We start from the raw sequence: 17,145 nt of genomic DNA on the forward strand, positions 1-17,145 counted from the left end.
AAGAGAAGCTGCTTAATAAGCAAGCAAATGATGACAACTACCTTGAAAAACACCGAAGCTGTCTTGCTTCTATCAAGATATTACTAGTATTACAAAAAATAAGTCTAATGGTATTTTCGTGAAGTTAGAGCTCAATCTCCCAGAATTAATAAAGGATCCAAACGGTTTAGAGATGGCTAATCTAAACCGTTGCGATAAATGAACTGGTCAATTAGTACATAACATATTAATTGATATATTCAGTTGATAAGGACCTTGTTTTTAAAAAATTCTTGATTATCTTTTATTAGTTTGTTTCTCTTAGACGCTTTATAAGATGCGTACCAATCCATAAGACTATAAACTATAGTGTTTGAGCGTTTTATATGGTTACTAAAATCATCATTACTGTTCACATCGTCTAAAAGGGTTAGCAATTGAGGAGTACTTAAGTAAGAAATACAATGAAAAGGTACATGTTGATATCGTTCTCCTTTAGTTATCAATTCTTCGTGTAAAAACGTAAATTCTTCAAGCGTCTTATTTATTTTATTCGTGATATTGCTGTAAGTGCTATCTGGTACATTAATTTGTGTGCCATAGAGGCTTTGCAAGAGAGCGTTTTTTATATTGTCACATTGTAGAGACGCCATATCTTCAAGTGAAATGACCAATTTATAGATCGCTCTATCTTTTAATTCTATTTTCTCGCCATTCTCAGAATTGCAAATTTCACCATCGTTAAGCAGTATCAATTCAGCAACAGTTAATTGATTTATTGATTTGAAGAAGCTTAATGACGCATCGAAAAGCATGTGAAGACTGCTTCCTGCTTGAGATTCTTTCGTTAAACCTTTCTTTTTCACCTCAATTAGGTAGATATAATCTTTGGACTCGATGATGAAATCACATTCTCCATTATCTCTGTTCGTCTTGGCTATTTGTTTAATATAGTCTGGAGATAGAAATTTAAAACTGTGATGATACATAATGGTTGCGTTGTCAAAACTCTCTTTAACAAAATCCTCTAATGCATACCCGAGTCTTTGTTCAGCTTTTGAATTATGTTTCTCTGCAATTCTTAATAAAGCCCAATATTTTGCAACATTATAGGTAGCTATGTTAGCTACTACATAGCCAGTTTTTGTTCTGATAAATGGAAACTCTCTAAGGTTTGACTTTACAGCATGAAGAGGTGTTATATAGCGTTTATTGATTTCACATGATGGCTTTGATAAGGATTCGACGATTCTTTTAATGTTTTCAGGCGAGTCGATATCAGCACATAATCGATAAATGTCTTTTTCTTCAAAATCTCCACATATATAACCACCTTTGAGTATTGCGTCTTCTATTCGACTCATTACTTTCGACGCTTTACCAATTTCAGACAATGTGTCAGTAGTATTGTTATCAATTAATTCAAAAAGTCTCGGAAAAATATCCTTACCATGAATAGGTGATATTTGAGGGATATAAAAAATTTCTGGATATAACACCCACTCTTGAAGCTTCTCTAAAATGTTTTCAGAGCTTGTATTTATGCTCGACCAAGGAGACATTTTATCTATATCGAGAATAGTGGCTAAATGAGTTGATAATTCCTGAATTTCATTGAGTAATTTAGCTTGTTGATTTTTTTTCAGTTTACAAGGTAAATCTATGTACTTACAAACCAAATTATATATATATCCATGAGGTGGATGAGGCTTCTGTGCTTTAGGTAATGTTGGTCTTTCTCTATAAAAAAAGAATCGTTGTTCATCTTTTGAAAAATGGTTATTTAATACTAATGTAACGGCTCTAAAGCCGACCTTTCCAAGTTTTTTTGCTCTGATATCAATAGCTTGAGAAAGGCGAACAAACTCAGAATCATCTGACCTTATCAATCCGTCTTTGCATTCTATATTGAATCCCTTCATTTTTAGATAACTTAATGAATTCGCGATAAAATCGTACTCGTCAGGATAGCCAAAGTTAACGGGCACTTTTCTATGTAAGAAATAAATAAACGAAAAGTGTATAGCTTTTATCCATGCTGTTTGATTGCTGAACTTCGTGACTTTATCTCTTGTGGCTTCTCTTATGGCCATGAACGAGTCAAGTGATTGGTTAATGCTTTCGGCGAGTTCGGGAGTTAACTTAGCTTCAATAATTAGTTGCTTTCTTATTGGCAAGGAGTCTATCCCTATACCTGAGGGATCTTGAAGCAGTAATGATATTTTTTCGTATATATCTTTATGGCCCGATATATCACCATCGAACTCTTTGATTACTTCTGATTCAACGAAACTGCCTTTGGCTTCTAGGAACAACTGATAAAAATCTTTGGTCAAACCTTTCATTTAGTAATCTCACTTTCCAAGAGTATTTTGGTGGAATTTATCCCCGAAATATCTAACGAGGTTAACTACCAGCAATACTATAAGAATTGACAACTTGAACGCCATTAGCGAGCTTCAGATAGGTATCTGAAAAATAACTATCTGAATCATTGCAAGCCAACGTTGTGATATTCACTATTATCAATTTCAACAATAAAAAAGGCGACCCTGAGGTCGCCTTCGCTTTTCTAAATCACCGCCTTCATGACGGTGGTAACAACTTTCCCGATTACCGCGAACTCGTCGAGTTTCTCCTCATTCACGATAAACGAATCATATTCTTCTTTGTTGTCTGAGATGACGTTATAGCCCTCGGCCATGATGTCGTACTTCAGGCGTTTTATGTAAACGTGCTTACCAATGCGAACAACATAAACGCCGTGCTTTACGGGGTGATCGAGTTCTCGGGTATCGACTAATACTTCATCGCCGTCGCTCAAAGTATCTTCCATTGAGTCACCGTGGCAAATGATGATACGAGCATCTTCTTCTGTCAGGCCGAAACGTTTTAACCATAAGCAAGGTAGGAATTCAGTTCTAAGTTGGTACTCGGTATCGTTTTGAGCACCAAACCCACAAGATGCATAAACGTTGTACACGGGCACAGCGCACATATCGCCTATTTGAGAAGTGGCTTTCACAGACTTAACATTCGAAATTTCTGTGACATTGTCATCGGTGATGTGATGAGATTTACTTAACCAATTGTTTCTCATGGTTTTATCATTCCAACAGAAAATGGACTTAGCAATAGCCTGTCTCCACAAACTCACAACCCAGTCTCCTTAAAGAGACTAAAGCGCACATTAAAGCGTATTACCCTAGTAACGAAGTCATCGCATAACAAACTATAGCCGCAGTTTAAGATCGGTATTGTATATGACTACCTGCGATAAACTGCAAACCGCTAAGAACTATAACACGCCATTACTGTGGTGGATATGATGCTAAGCCTTTGAATATTAGACATGTGTTAGACGCTGCATTTAATTTTCAATATTTTAGCTCTCTAAGCAATATTTGAGAATTAAGCTCACAGCAATCACAGCCAGAATAAATGCCGCTAAAAGCACACTGAACACTGTTTCGATTCGTAAAAAACAGAAGCGAACAGAGTGGTAAACATCTTTCTAAAAATAGCCAGCCTCTGCTGGCTATTTTTTTACCCGCTATTCAGAGATTTAAGGTAACATCCCCCCACTATTTCTATCTAAGACACCCTATCAATGGCTCTCAAACCAACAATCTTTAAGTTTCGCATCTCTTTAACCGATATGAATCGCGACTATTACGACTCTTTTAATCTAACGGTTGCACAACACCCTTCTGAAACAGAACAGCGCATGATGGCTCGTATCATTGCTTTCTGTATCAATGCATCTCCTGAACTTGAGTTCACTAAAGGGTTGTCTAGCATTGAAGAACCCGATTTATGGCAGAAGTCGTTAGATGACCAAATCTTAGAGTGGATTGATGTTGGCGAACCCGATCCAGAACGCGTTAAGAAGGCGACTCGCTTATCTAAGTCTGTGAGCGTGTTCAGCTTCAACACTAAGTCGAACGTTTGGTGGGAGCAGAACAAAGGTAAATTTGGTTACCTGAAAGCTCAGATCGTTCGTCTAGACAACGATGGTATTGAGCAGCTAGCAGCGATGACACAACGTACTATGGACCTTTCAGTAATGCTGTCGGGTAACTCTGCGTTCGTAAACAGCGACACGCAATCTGCAGAAGTAACGTGGGAAGAGCTACAGAGTAATGACTGAGATCCAAACTCAGACAGAACCTCAGCGCCAAACTAAGCTCGAAGCGTGTTTGCAGCTCGCAGGTCTCGATTCAGTCAAAGCGCTGACGACTGGCTATGAAAAAGAGTTAAAGTCATTTATTGATGAAAACCATGCTCTGTTTAGACACGCTTGCGAGAACAAGCCGGACAACTCTGCACGTCAGACGTTGCTCGGCCTGTTAACCAAGGTGCATGTCGATGCAAGCTATCGCTTTGAAAGCAATAAAGAAGCGAATGAGGCAATGCAAAATGTATTCGATACTACAGTGGGCACTGAGCACAGCGACAAGTTTCAAAACTCTAACGCTCAGCAGTTAAAGTTAATCACTCATTTGTGGTTGTTCGTTCAGGGACGACTAGGAATGGATTACAGCCTTGCTAATGATCATGCTGCTGTAGCCGCTACGCTGTTGTCTCGTATATCGAGAAGCAGTGATGATGAGATTCGCGTAGAGTTCATGGCAAGTTTTTATGATGGCTTGAATATCTATCAAGCTGAGAATAAGCCGTCCGGTTTTGTTCATTACTTTAAGCGTTTATTTAATCTTTCTTAAGCATTCCACCAGCCGCTGTACCCAAATTTGCGCTTTATAGATTCTGTAGAGCGCATCTAATTTCCGGTCCAACCAACCCCCATCGAACATGCAGATTCCCTATTACGCTCGTTCCTCACTTTAGGGAATGACAAAAGTGACTAAGTCGCCCATTCTGCAAGATCAGAGGCTGGCGTAGAATACACTCTGAACCCCCACCCTCGTATTTTACCTCACTCGCCGTCATCCTCGAGAAGGAGGAACGACTGAGTTGAGGATCTCATACCAAGTCAGAAACTACACAGACAAACAGATTCCCTATTACACTCGTTCCTCGCTTTAGAGAATGACGACATTCTCAGTCATTGCAGTTTACTTCATTGCAAGCACAAAAAAGCCCCCACAAGATACCGCGCTTCAGCACTGTTGTTTATCCGATTGCAACCCAAAAACCATACGTTAGAAACGAACAAAGTCTTGTTGTGATAATGATACTTCTCATAACACGACGAATTAAAGCTACGTATATGGCAAGGTTACTTTACAACTATAACTTATCAATTTATTCAAAAAGTGCATATTTTTCAGATAATTATTCTCAAATGGAAATATCAGTTATGTGACGAGCAGAAGCATTATCTCTTGTGATGATAAGTACACTTAATTTTATAAAATGATAATAAAAAACCTGCAAATACAACTAACGTTAACTTTAAATTATCTTGTTTTATAAGCGGAGAATTAAAATGAAAATATGGTCTGTATCCTTTCTTGCAACTGCAGTAGCTGTCGCTCTAAGCAGTAATGCGATAGCTTGTACTGGGCTTATTGTTGGCAAAGAAGCGTCGAACGACGGTAGCATTATGATTGCTCGTAATGAAGATTTTAGCATTAACAACTGGAACAAACACCTAAAGTATCGACCTGCGCAAGATAACCAAGAAGGTGACTGGCAGTTAGGTAACGGGTTAATTGTTCCGATGCCAAAGCACTTCTTTGCTTACTCTGCGATACCAGACTGGGATGCGGATACCGTTAATCGCGACGGAAAATTCTATGAAGAACGTGGGATTAATGAACACAACGTTGCCATTTCAGCAACAACCAGCGCAGAAATAAACGACAAAGTCGCCAAGGTCGATCCTTTAATCGACAATGGCGTAATCGAAGCCATTATACCTACGTTAATCCTTCCTCAGGCAGAAAACGCAAAACAAGCCGTAGAGTTACTCGGTCATTACATCGAAACCTATGGTGCTGGTGAAGGAAACAGTCTCTATATTGCAGACACCAATGAGGCGTGGTTATTTGAAATTGGTTCAGGTCACCATTGGATTGCTGTAAAAGTGCCTGATGACAGTTACGCCATGATTGCAAATGGCTTGCGTGTACATGGTGTGAACTTGGCAAACAAAGAGGTACTGCATTCAAAAGACATATTCGAGTTTGTAGAACAACACAAACTGCTTGATAACGCAGATAAAAAATCTTTCAATTTTGCAAAAGCATTCGGGGTTATTGGTGATGAGTATAATATCGATCGTGAATGGTTAGGCCAAAAAATACTGACACCTTCGCTGCATCAACAAAGTCGCATGACGCAATACCCTTTGTTTATGAAACCTGATACAAAAATCTCAGTTGAAAATGTGGCAGAGGTACTTAGCGCGACTTATAAAGACACGGTTTTGGAAGGAAAATCGAAACGACCAATTAGAGTTGAGCGTCAACTAGAGTCGCATATTATTCAGCTTCGCCCTGAGATGCCAGAAGAGCTTCAAGGTATTATTTGGCAAAGCTTCGGCGTGTTACCAGAATCTGTTTTAGTGCCGTTATACTCAACCCTACAAGATTACCCAAAAGCGTACCAAGTAGGCGATGATAACTACAGTGATGATTCAGCTTATTGGCAGTTCCGTAGCCTAACCGCCCTCGCTTCTACAAACCCAGATAAGTATTTACCAGTACTAAAAGCAACTTGGGACAAAGAAGAAACTCAACTATACAAGCAGGTCGCACACTTAGATAAAACGTTAACAGACATGTATAAAGTAGATAAACAAGCGGCTCTGAACATGGCTGCCGACTACTCATACGGACAGCTTAAGCGTACCTTAGATATGGCAACTGAGCTTAGATACAAAATGATTACAGATTTGACTAAAAGCACAGAGAAGAAATACTCAGAGGAAGAGTTTAAGAAAATAGTAAATCTGTAGGCTTATGAAGCAACCAATAAAAACGGAGCATAATGCTCCGTTTTTTTATCTGAATAGGTTTAGTTCTAACGCAGGCCGTGTAAGAACTCATGGCGCGTTGCTGGGTTTGATCTAAAAATACCCCCCAGAGCTGTTGTTGTTGTTTCGCTGGTTGCGTCCATTACACCACGAGATTTCACGCAGTAGTGAACCGCATCCATGGTTACAGCAACATCATCCGTTTCTAGCAGCGTTTGTAATGCTACAAGGATTTGCTGCGTCATACGTTCTTGAACTTGAGGACGTTGAGCAAAGAAACGAACGATTCGGTTGATCTTCGAAAGACCAATGATCTTACCTTGAGGAATGTAAGCGACTGCGGTTTTACCATCAATGGTGACTAAGTGATGCTCACATGTGCTGGTGACGGTAATGTCTTTTACACGAACCATTTCACGAACACCCATCTTGTTTTCGATCACGGTGATTTTAGGGAAATTGGCGTAATCCAAACCAGAGAAAATCTCATCCACATACATTTTTGCAATACGTTGCGGCGTTTCTTCCAGACTGTCATCTGCAAGATCAAGTTCAAGGAGAGTTAGAATCTCACGCATATGGTGTTCGATTCGTTCCTTTTTCTCTTCTCGGCTAACCTGGTTAGGACGCATTGGTGTCTCTAATCCGCGGCTTGCTAGCGCATCTTTAACCAACTTCGCTGATTCGCTAAGACCTGACATTGAACTTCCTCTTTTAATACCCCTTCTGGATGGCAAACAAGGATACTCGGAATTTTGATTAAATACACCCATATTTTAAGGGAGGTCATTATTTACGGGGCTTAAACTATGCTAAAGTGGCTGCAATTTCGTTGGCGAACATCTGTGATTTGATAATTATGGAGCCACTATTGCCAACCACTAAATCAAAATAATAACGACCAAAGGATTTCAATTATGGGCTGTTGCGACGCTCCGGGCTTAATGCCAATTGAAGAAGCACTAGATAAGCTGCTATCACCAATCAAACCAATCCAAACGACTTTATCTCTACCTCTTGCTGAAGCATTAGGTTATGTCCTTGCTGAAGATATTCTTTCCCCTATTTTCGTACCTCCTTTTGATAACTCAGCAATGGATGGCTATGCACTGCGCTTAGCAGACCTAGAGAACGGTAAAGTACTACCATTAGCAGGCAAATCTTTTGCAGGCCAACCGTTCGAAGGTGAATGGCCAAGCAACACCTGTATTCGCATTATGACTGGCGCAAAGATCCCTGAGGGTTGTGACGCCGTAATCATGCAAGAAAATACGGCCGAAACTGAGGCTGGTATTGAGATTCAACAAGACGACATCAAGCTGAACAATAACATTCGCCCTACTGGTGATGACATCAAACAAGGTGATATCGTTCTTAGCCGCGGTGAACGTTTAACACCTCGTGACATTCCAATGATTGCTTCGCTAGGTGTGAGCCACGTGACAGTGTTACAGAAGCCTAAAGTCGCGTTCTTTTCTACCGGCGATGAGCTAAAGCCACTAGGTCAACCTCTTGAAGACGGTCAGATCTACGACAGCAACCGCTACGGCATTAAACCACTAATTGAAGCGTTTGGTTGTGAAGCTATAGACCTAGGCATCATCCCAGATTGCACTGCAACGCTTAAAGAGACGTTCGAGAAAGCACAGCAAATAGCAGACGTGGTTGTGACTTCTGGCGGCGTAAGCGTTGGCGAAGCTGATTACACGAAAGACATTCTTGAAGAACTGGGGCAAATCGGTTTTTGGAAGCTAGCTATCAAACCCGGTAAACCGTTCGCATTTGGTGAGTTGGATAACGCGTGGTTCTGCGGCCTACCGGGTAACCCAGTATCGGCGATGATGACCATGTATGTTTTGGTTCAACCTATGCTTGCTAAATTGGCTGGTCACACAGCGTGGACAGCTCCGGAATCTATTCCTGCTATCACCAAGTCTGCATTCAAAAAAGGCCCAGGCCGTACTGATTACCAGCGTGGCATTTACTCGATTGAAAACGGTCAATTTGTGGTAGAAACAACGGGTAACCAAAGCTCTGGCGCTTTCCGCTCAATGAGTTTAGCAAACTGCTTTGTGGTACTAGAGCGCGAACGCGGCCGTGTTGAAGTCGGTGAAACGGTTCAGATCCAACTGTTTAACTCGACGCTTTACTAACGAGGCTTACTGATGGAAATACTGTCTGACGTAGAGATGCTTCGCTACAACCGTCAAATCATTCTTAAGCAGTTTGATTTTGAAGGCCAAGAAGCACTAAAGCAGAGCTCAATCTTAGTATTAGGGGCTGGAGGCTTAGGTTGTGCCTCCGCTCAATACCTTGCGACTGCGGGCATTGGTAAGCTAACACTGATCGATGATGATATTGTCGAGCTTTCTAACTTGCAACGACAAGTCCTTCACACCGATGCTGACATTGGTAAGAAGAAAGTCAATTCTGCCGCTGAGTCGCTGCAGGTATTGAACCCTCATCTGACAATTGAAACTGTCGACCACAGGCTTGATGACCAAGCTCTTGGCAAGTTGATTGAAACTCACTCGCTTATTCTCGACGCAAGTGACAACGTAGAAACACGTAATCAGTTGAACCGCTTGTGCTACGCATCGAAAACACCATTAGTTTCTGGTGCTGCTATTCGTATGGAAGGCCAGATCAGCGTATTCACTTATCAAGATACTGACGCACCGTGTTATCAATGCTTGAGTGCTCTATTCGGCAACGCTGCACTAAGCTGTGTTGAAGCGGGTGTGATGGCACCGGTAGTTGGCATGGTGGGCGCAGCTCAAGCTTTGGAAGCTATCAAGGTTATTGCTCAGTTTGGACAACCAAAGCAAGGCAAACTTTTAATTCTCGATGCCATGTCTCACAGCTGGCGTGAAATGAATTTAATGAAGATGCCTAATTGCTCGGTGTGCGGGTAGACTAAGCATATCCCCCTCTAATCGACAACCTAAGCCTTGACTAAAAGTCAGGGCTTTTTTAGGTCTCAACATCAGCTTCTCAAATCGATTTATCAATTTGAAATGATCTATAAAAGATTAGTTTCATTTGAATTCTCATTTTGAGAATATATTGCACATCTCAGCAATTTAGAATATAAACAATAAAAATCAACAACTTAAAATTGGCACGTAACTTGTAAAAGTATCTAGACCTTCTATGACAAGGATGTAGATATGAGAATTACAACGTTAAGTTTGCTATTAAGTGCGCCTTTGGTCGCCAACGCAGCGCCATTCGATACCTGTCCGAGCCAGGCTTACCTATTCCAATCGACACCCGTACAAGTTTGGGGCGTGAACCTAGTGACAGGCTCAACCACCCTGTTAGAAGACGATACGGGCATGAACGCCAATATCAATGGTGTTGGTTTCGACTTTCAAGACAGATATATTTATGGCTATGACACTACCAACAAACGCTTGGTGCGCCTTGGACAGGATTTCCAAGCAGAAGTGATCAATACCAGTGGATTACCAACCGATCACACTTTCTATGTCGGCGATGTCTATGACCATGTGTATTACCTTTACCGTACAGGAAAAGGCTTGTTCACCGTTGATCTATCGCCGTTAGACGCCGACCCAAACGCGACTGTTACAGTTAACAAAGTAGCTGGTAGCCCGGCAACCGTAAAACTGACTGATTTCGCTTTCCACCCAAGTGATGGTTCTTTATATGGTATCGATAATAACTCCGGAGGCTTATACAGCTTCAATCCTACAACCGGTGCCGAAACTTACATCGGTGATACTGGTGAGTTAGGTACATTCGGAGCGGGTTATTTTGATGTCAACGGCTACTACTACGTATCTCGAAATCAAGACGGGAAAATCTACCGTATCAATCTGTCTCCAGACAACGCGAGCAATATCGCAGCAGGAATTGTTCCAGCCGTTGAATTTGTATCGAATGGGCCTTCTTCTAATCAAAATGATGGCGCTCGTTGTGCGAATGCGCCAGTTGTGGATGAAGATTCCAACATCGACTTTGGTGATGCGCCAGACAGCTACCTAACCCTACTCGCCAGCAATGGTCCTCGACATGAACTTGATGGTGTGACTTGGTTAGGCACTGATGCACCCGATGCCGACCTTGATGGCTACGTAACTCCACAATCGGATGAAAGTGTTGGCATTGATGACGAGTGGGCAAACGGTGGTATCGGTTTTGTTACGGCGCTTGAAGCCGGGCTTGATTCAAAAGTGGTGATTGAAGCTTCAACAACCGGTTACCTTTCGGCGTGGATTGACTGGAACCAAGATGGCAGCTTCGATGGTGCTAACGAGCAAGTATTTACCGACTACCAACTGGATGCTGGTGAAAACGATCTGTTCCTAAATGTCGATATCAACGCACTAACGGGGACTACTTGGGCTCGCTTCAGATTCAGCCAACAAACCAACCTGAGCTACTTTGGTGGTTCGACATCTGGTGAGGTAGTTGATATTCAAGTTGATGTTCTTAACGACGGCGCTACAGCCCGTTACTTCCCAAGTGCTTCTGGTTACGCAACCTTGGCGTATGAAGATAACTGGCCTTATAAAGCTGATTACGACATGAATGATGCTGTGATTATGTATCGCATTACCGAGATCCTTAAAGATGGAAAAGTCGTTAAATCAACCATCGATGGACGTCTTGCTGCAGTAGGTGCTTCGTACAGAAATGGTTTTGCGGTTCGACTTCCTAATCTAGACCCAAGCTTAGTGAGTAGCGGAAGCTCTTACATGAAGCACAATGGTGTGTTCACTGATTTAGACTTGGAGCAAGGACGTAGCGAGGCAATCTTTGTTATTGCTAACGACCTTACAGAGAAAATCAGTACTAGTTGTACCTTCTACCGCACCATCAGCTCTTGTAAAGAAGATGAGCAATTCGCTTTCCAAATCGGGATTACTTTAGCTGGCGATGGAGTGAGTACTGGCAGTTGGACTGACATGCCTTACGACCCATTTATTTTCGCGACGCCTGGGTATTATCATGGTGAAAACCTACCTCTACATCCAGGGCGCAGCTGGGAGGTGCACTTGCCAGACCAAGCTCCAACCGAGGCGTTTGATACCGCTAATCTCTTTGAAGCAGGACTAGGCGTTGATGACAGCAATCCATCAACAGGCAAATATTTCAAAACTGCAGACAACCACCCGTGGGCACTGCTGATTACTTCAGACACGGAATGGCAATGGCCACTGGAATATGTAGATATCGTCACCGCCTATCCAAACTTTGCGAACTTTGCTGAATCCGGCGGTACTCAATCCACCGATTGGTTCCAAACACCTGCCGCTGACCAATGTTACTTGCCTTAGGAGAATGATTATGAATATGCCAATTAAACAGACAGTAACAAACGGTCGCCGGAACTTTAACAATGCTATCTTATCTAGTCTGTCGAATGCTGCACTTAAGAAAAATACGGCTCAGTCGCAGTCAATACGTATTCCATTACTAATCGCATCACTAACGTTGGTAGGGTGTGGTGGCGGAGGCGGCGATGGAGGAGCATCAACTCCTAACCCATCGCCTTCAACACCAGCGACGTCAACACCAGCGACGTCAACACCAGCGACGTCAACACCAGCGACGTCAACACCAGCGACGTCAACACCAGTGGCGTCAGCGCCAGTTACATCACCATCAGTGGTCTCATCACCAGCCACCGTCGCTATAAATCCGGCACCGACACCAGTTAATGCGGTTATCTCCAACGGCCCGCAAGCGTACAAAATGGATGAGCTCGTAATACCTGATGGTTTCGATTATAACTCTGTAGATCAATTCGACCTCAATATTGATATCAGCCACATCTCAACCGATCGTTCGTTCGTATCCGTATATAGTCGATTTACCACAAGGACAGACTTAACTTACAAGCCTGATTATTCAAGTAAGGTCATTGGAGGCCCTTTAGACAACGGTACATTTACGTCCAACTTTTCGGCGCCGCTAAGCGAAGATATTCTGTTAATTGAGATCTGGTTTTATGATGGTCAAGCGCCGCTGCAACAAGTCGTTGCAAGTGACGGATCACAAATCACTTGGTAAACTTAAAGGAATGAAAAGCGCTGAGTTCAGTTTAACAATAGCTAAATTTAGTTGGAGTTAGACAGCAGTCTCGAAGTCGAAAGTCGAAAGTCGAATAACAATGCATAAAGGTGAGCAATGAGGCTCACCTTTTTATTTGGGCGCTATTTCAATTTTCAGTACTGGTTATGTTCACTTTATCGAAAGCCTGTCTTATCTTTTAAAGATGACTTTCAAAGGCTTACTTTATGAAACAGTTGAAAATGGGATTCGTTATATTATCGATTGGTATTGGGCTACTTTTATTTCTCACCTATTTCCCGATGACATCTTCTACCGGAGAACGCATTGAAGCCAGAGTCATCTCCAATACGCTCACTCAATCCCTAGACGGACATAGGCGCTACCTCACGGTTGAAACTCAAGACAACGAAATATTTCGCGTTTCCATTCCACCAACAACAGACTGCCCTCTTGATTCTGTGGTCGTGCTTGATACATTAAACAATCAAATAACCGGACAAAGCAGCTATCAGTTCATCCACTGCTGGGCTGCGCCTTAGTCGCCGATATAACAACAAGAATGGATATAAGAAGAATGAATCAGCCACTCATTTCACCAGAACAACTTCAACAACGTTTGCTAGAAGAAGACAACATTGTAATCCTCGACGCCAGTATCGAATTTCAGATCCCAAGTGAGTCAGAAAAGATCAAAGGACAAATGATACCTAGTGCGATTCGTTTCGACTACGACAAAAACTTTTGTAACAAGCACACTCTACTCCCTCACATGTTCCCGACCGAAAAACACTTCAATACACGCGCACAAGAAATTGGTATCAATCAAGACAGTACGATAGTGGTTTACGATAACTCAGGAACTTTTGCCTCGCCTCGCGCATGGTGGATGTTTATGGCAATGGGACATAACAACGTATACATCTTAGATGGCGGTTTACCTGCTTGGATAAAAGCCGGTTACGCGACAGAGACTGACTATCGCACCGAAGTCAAAGCGGGCAATTTTGAAGGCCAAATTCAAGACAACCACTTTGTAAATGCTCAGCAAATCCAAAACTACTCCGATGACAAAAGTGCAAACATTCTGGATGCACGTTCTCAAGCTCGCTTCGATTCAGAAGTTCCAGAACCACGTGAAGGCTTACGTAGTGGCCACATCCCAAACTCAGTTTGCTTGCCGTTCGCACAAGTCTTAAATGCAGGTAAATTGAAACCTCAAGAAGAGTTAGTTGACATTTTCTCGACTCTGAACTTAACCCCCTCTCAACCTATGTTCTTTAGCTGTGGCTCTGGTGTGACGGCTTGCATCATTTTATTAGCCGCTAAACTGGCTGGTTATTCAAGTGATATGGGCGTTTACGATGGCTCATGGACTGAATGGGGCGCAAATGAAAAACTACCTATTGCCGTAACTAAAAAGTAATTCAGCTTCGCTTAATGATACTGTTAGAATATACTGCGCATGCATACGGAGCTTACTAAAGGTTATGGCTGAAGCCCATGACACTTAAGCATCTTATTGCTCAATCAGCTAGGCACTTATTAACTCAAGCGTTTAACACGGTTGTAACTTGAAGACGTAGTCACTTGAAGACACCTAGGTAGTGACAGAGTTAACACTACCTATGTGTAGAGCCATCCGGTTTCTAACAAAAACTGTGATTAATCATGAGTTAATTGTCAGCACGTTTATGAGTGTTAATATTTCATTCAAGAATCTCTGTTCGTAGCCGTTACACTATTTAATCATTGATATATTCATCTCTGATGTTTTATGCCTCGTTGTATTAATCACACTGGCGATATAAACGTTGTCACTTGCAGTCTGTTAAAAGTAGTCACCAACAAAAGGCATCTCATGGCTCTATTTAAGAAAAATATCTGGTCGCTGTACGCTCTGATCGTGCTGCTTACCCTGATACTTTTCAGCGCCTTTGGCATAACCAAGTGGCAATCAAACAGAGATGACTTTACCAAGCAACAACATATCCAAGTCGAGATCTTCTCTAGCTCAGTAAACTCTCTATTAACTAGCCAAGAAGCACTGCTTGAAGTGGTTGGGCATCAACTTGCTCAGCAGTCCGACTTTACCCGAACGGCTTCGATTCAAATTCGACCAATATTAGATAAACTGCTTGATAGTCATCCTGCAATAGCCGCTTTCGGGTTACTAAATCCTCAAGGGGATTACCTGTCAATCAGCTCAAACCTACAGCTGTCTGACCAATTTAACTTACTGGATCTCCTATACACCAAAGACTCATTTCTAGAGGCTGTATCTAGTAATAAAATGGTTTTGGGGCGCACTTATTTCCATGATTCTCTTAACAGCCTCGTGATCCCAATGAGAAAATCCATTTCTCTCGATGGCAAGAACGTTGATGCAGTCATGACCGCAGGTTTACGCTTAGACAGCACAATATTGTTTGAAAACAATGCGCACGCAGGCAATTACAACACGTTAACTCTACTTAGAACCGACAACTATCGTCAGTTTTTTTCTAGCGATATCGAGTCGCTAGACGCTTATTTAAAACCAGTTGATAACGATCTAATGGATCGCATTACCAAAAGCTTTTCTGAGCAAGTGACTGTCAGCGTCAAAGAAGCGAAAACAGGAAAATACACATATTCTTTCTGTATCGATGATAGCGCTTTCCCATCGCTCGTTAGCGCTAAATACATTCCAGGCTACAAGCTTTGGGTTGTCGGCCGTACAGACCTAGAACACGTTGATGGTATATTCGCAAAAGAGTTCGGTACTCTTTTCTTTGTTTTTGTTGTTCTTCAGTTTGGTTTCTATTTTTTAGTAAAATCGATTGCGAAGAACGAGCAACGAACTCGCAGCCAATTGATTTACCAAGCCAATCACGATCCATTAACCTCTCTCCCCAACCGCTCCTATATGCGTAAAAACATTGGCAAGTGGATTGAAGATGAGTCAGAGCCATTCTCACTGCTGTTTATCGACATCGATAACTTCAAATGTGTTAATGATACCCATGGACATGACTTCGGAGACAAGGTGCTCAAACAAATTGCATTACGTTTGATGCGGTTTCGCTCCAGAGTCAGCCTATTGGTACGAGAATCCAGTGATGAGTTCTTGTTTTTAACAACGCTGAATAGTGAATCTGAAATTAAGCGACTATCAGAACGAATTATTGAAGTACTTTCTCAACCTTATGAAGTTGAAAGCGCTCAATTTTTGTTGAGTTGCAGTGTAGGTATTGCCCGCTTCCCAGACCACGGAAGAGATTTAGATAGCCTGTTACGCTCTGCCGATATTTCGATGTACAAAGCGAAACAGCAGCAAAACTCATACAGTATTTTTACGACTGAGATGCAAGACGCCCACCTCTACAAAATGAGAGTAGAACAAAGGCTTCGTATCGCTATCGATAAACAAGCTTTATTTATGGTTTTTCAACCATTGGTTCGTGCCGATGAAAGTACTCACGGTGTAGAAGCGCTTGTGCGTTGGGTAGATGATGAACTGGGTTTTGTCCCGCCAGACGTATTTATTCCTATTGCTGAAAGTACAGGTTTAATGCAAAAACTCGGCACCTTTATTATTGAATCCAGCGTTATGCAGATCGCTCATTTACACCGAACGATAGAACAAAAGATCGGTCTTTCGATCAATATATCCGTACGTCAGTTTTCACATAAGTCGTTCTCAGAACACCTATTCGCTACGCTTGAGAAATATCAGTTCTCACCAAGCTGTTTAACGCTCGAGATTACTGAAAGCTTGTTCATTGAAGATGTGGCTATAGTGAAACCACTGTTTGAAGCCCTCAAAGAAAACGATATTAAGATCTCTCTAGATGACTTCGGTACGGGCTACTCGTCATTGAGCATGTTAAAAGCACTCCCTATCGACGAACTTAAGATTGATAAGAGTTTCATTGAAAACATAGCAGTCGATCAACAGTCACTAACAATGGTCCAGAACATCATCGCTATCGGTAAAAACTTCGGTATGGTGGTGCTGGCAGAAGGCGTAGAATCAAACGAACACTTCGCGATTCTAAAAGCATGTGGATGTGACTTAATGCAAGGTTACTACTTCTCTCGTCCTATTCCTTATGGTGAACTGTGCACGTACCTCTCTTCAATCCCTAAAATCACGAGTAAAGAGTCAAAACCTATTCTTTAGCGAGAGCAAAAGGGAGCCA

Annotated in this window: 13 protein-coding genes; 10 read left to right on the plus strand and 3 right to left on the minus strand. The window is 42.0% G+C overall.

Annotated elements, in window-relative coordinates; translation table 11 throughout:
• Positions 1–239 precede the first annotated feature (239 nt).
• Both AB6D80_RS11510 and AB6D80_RS11515 read right to left on the minus strand, forming a co-directional pair.
• Positions 240–2,324: a hypothetical protein gene (locus AB6D80_RS11510; RefSeq protein WP_372188554.1), complete on the minus strand. Its 2,085-nt coding sequence runs from the start codon at positions 2,322–2,324 to the stop codon at positions 240–242.
• Between the two features lie 227 nt (positions 2,325–2,551).
• Positions 2,552–3,136 (minus strand): S24 family peptidase, encoded by a 585-nt coding sequence (locus tag AB6D80_RS11515; protein ID WP_241816667.1) that lies wholly within the window; start codon positions 3,134–3,136, stop codon positions 2,552–2,554.
• A gap of 453 nt (positions 3,137–3,589) precedes the next feature.
• On the opposite strand from AB6D80_RS11515, the gene AB6D80_RS11520 reads away from it, so the two are divergent.
• From AB6D80_RS11520 to AB6D80_RS11530, 3 genes are all read left to right on the plus strand, one after another.
• Positions 3,590–4,129, plus strand: coding sequence for a YaeQ family protein (locus tag AB6D80_RS11520; protein WP_017101705.1), 540 nt, complete (start codon positions 3,590–3,592; stop codon positions 4,127–4,129).
• Positions 4,122–4,703, plus strand: coding sequence for a hypothetical protein (locus AB6D80_RS11525; RefSeq protein WP_017101706.1), 582 nt, complete (start codon positions 4,122–4,124; stop codon positions 4,701–4,703). The genes AB6D80_RS11520 and AB6D80_RS11525 overlap by 8 nt, the downstream gene beginning before the upstream one ends.
• 725 nt (positions 4,704–5,428) lie before the next feature.
• A complete protein-coding gene (locus AB6D80_RS11530; RefSeq protein WP_372188555.1) occupies positions 5,429–6,901 on the plus strand; it encodes a C69 family dipeptidase in 1,473 nt (490 codons plus the stop codon).
• Positions 6,902–6,966: 65 nt separating this feature from the next.
• Here AB6D80_RS11530 and folE read toward each other — a convergent pair whose 3' ends face one another.
• On the minus strand, positions 6,967–7,620 hold the full coding sequence (gene folE, locus AB6D80_RS11535; protein WP_004731548.1) for a GTP cyclohydrolase I FolE: 654 nt from the start codon (positions 7,618–7,620) through the stop codon (positions 6,967–6,969).
• A gap of 216 nt (positions 7,621–7,836) precedes the next feature.
• On the opposite strand from folE, the gene moeA reads away from it, so the two are divergent.
• The 7 genes from moeA (at position 7,837) to AB6D80_RS11570 (ending at position 17,126) form a co-directional block, all read left to right on the plus strand.
• A complete protein-coding gene (moeA, locus tag AB6D80_RS11540) occupies positions 7,837–9,072 on the plus strand; it encodes a molybdopterin molybdotransferase MoeA (protein ID WP_012600434.1) in 1,236 nt (411 codons plus the stop codon).
• Positions 9,073–9,084: 12 nt separating this feature from the next.
• Entirely contained in the window at positions 9,085–9,834 is a 750-nt protein-coding gene (moeB, locus tag AB6D80_RS11545; protein ID WP_017101708.1) for a molybdopterin-synthase adenylyltransferase MoeB, read from the plus strand.
• A 255-nt stretch (positions 9,835–10,089) separates the two neighbouring features.
• On the plus strand, positions 10,090–12,225 hold the full coding sequence (locus tag AB6D80_RS11550) for an LruC domain-containing protein (protein WP_017101709.1): 2,136 nt from the start codon (positions 10,090–10,092) through the stop codon (positions 12,223–12,225).
• A gap of 16 nt (positions 12,226–12,241) precedes the next feature.
• A complete protein-coding gene (locus AB6D80_RS11555) occupies positions 12,242–12,961 on the plus strand; it encodes a hypothetical protein (RefSeq protein WP_408063606.1) in 720 nt (239 codons plus the stop codon).
• 227 nt (positions 12,962–13,188) lie between these two features.
• Entirely contained in the window at positions 13,189–13,503 is a 315-nt protein-coding gene (locus tag AB6D80_RS11560; protein ID WP_017101711.1) for a hypothetical protein, read from the plus strand.
• Positions 13,504–13,538: 35 nt separating this feature from the next.
• Positions 13,539–14,387 (plus strand): sulfurtransferase, encoded by an 849-nt coding sequence (locus AB6D80_RS11565; RefSeq protein WP_032499412.1) that lies wholly within the window; start codon positions 13,539–13,541, stop codon positions 14,385–14,387.
• Positions 14,388–14,822: 435 nt separating this feature from the next.
• Complete coding sequence (locus tag AB6D80_RS11570; protein ID WP_029225582.1) at positions 14,823–17,126, plus strand: bifunctional diguanylate cyclase/phosphodiesterase; 2,304 nt, start codon at positions 14,823–14,825, stop codon at positions 17,124–17,126.
• The last annotated feature ends 19 nt before the right edge of the window (positions 17,127–17,145 follow it).

Origin of the sequence: Vibrio sp. 10N.247.310.17 (assembly GCF_041466605.1) — a bacterium.
Taxonomy (GTDB): Bacteria; Pseudomonadota; Gammaproteobacteria; order Enterobacterales; family Vibrionaceae; genus Vibrio; species Vibrio tasmaniensis_A.

Coding starts and splice junctions, on each gene's coding strand:
- AB6D80_RS11520 (WP_017101705.1), top strand. CDS start 3,590: ATGGCTCTCAAACCAACAATCTTTAAGTTTCGCATCTCTTTAACCGAT.
- AB6D80_RS11510 (WP_372188554.1), bottom strand. CDS start 2,324: ATGAAAGGTTTGACCAAAGATTTTTATCAGTTGTTCCTAGAAGCCAAA.
- AB6D80_RS11550 (WP_017101709.1), top strand. CDS start 10,090: ATGAGAATTACAACGTTAAGTTTGCTATTAAGTGCGCCTTTGGTCGCC.
- AB6D80_RS11565 (WP_032499412.1), top strand. CDS start 13,539: ATGAATCAGCCACTCATTTCACCAGAACAACTTCAACAACGTTTGCTA.
- moeA (WP_012600434.1), top strand. CDS start 7,837: ATGGGCTGTTGCGACGCTCCGGGCTTAATGCCAATTGAAGAAGCACTA.
- AB6D80_RS11570 (WP_029225582.1), top strand. CDS start 14,823: ATGGCTCTATTTAAGAAAAATATCTGGTCGCTGTACGCTCTGATCGTG.
- folE (WP_004731548.1), bottom strand. CDS start 7,620: ATGTCAGGTCTTAGCGAATCAGCGAAGTTGGTTAAAGATGCGCTAGCA.
- AB6D80_RS11560 (WP_017101711.1), top strand. CDS start 13,189: ATGAAACAGTTGAAAATGGGATTCGTTATATTATCGATTGGTATTGGG.
- moeB (WP_017101708.1), top strand. CDS start 9,085: ATGGAAATACTGTCTGACGTAGAGATGCTTCGCTACAACCGTCAAATC.
- AB6D80_RS11530 (WP_372188555.1), top strand. CDS start 5,429: ATGAAAATATGGTCTGTATCCTTTCTTGCAACTGCAGTAGCTGTCGCT.
- AB6D80_RS11555 (WP_408063606.1), top strand. CDS start 12,242: ATGCCAATTAAACAGACAGTAACAAACGGTCGCCGGAACTTTAACAAT.
- AB6D80_RS11525 (WP_017101706.1), top strand. CDS start 4,122: ATGACTGAGATCCAAACTCAGACAGAACCTCAGCGCCAAACTAAGCTC.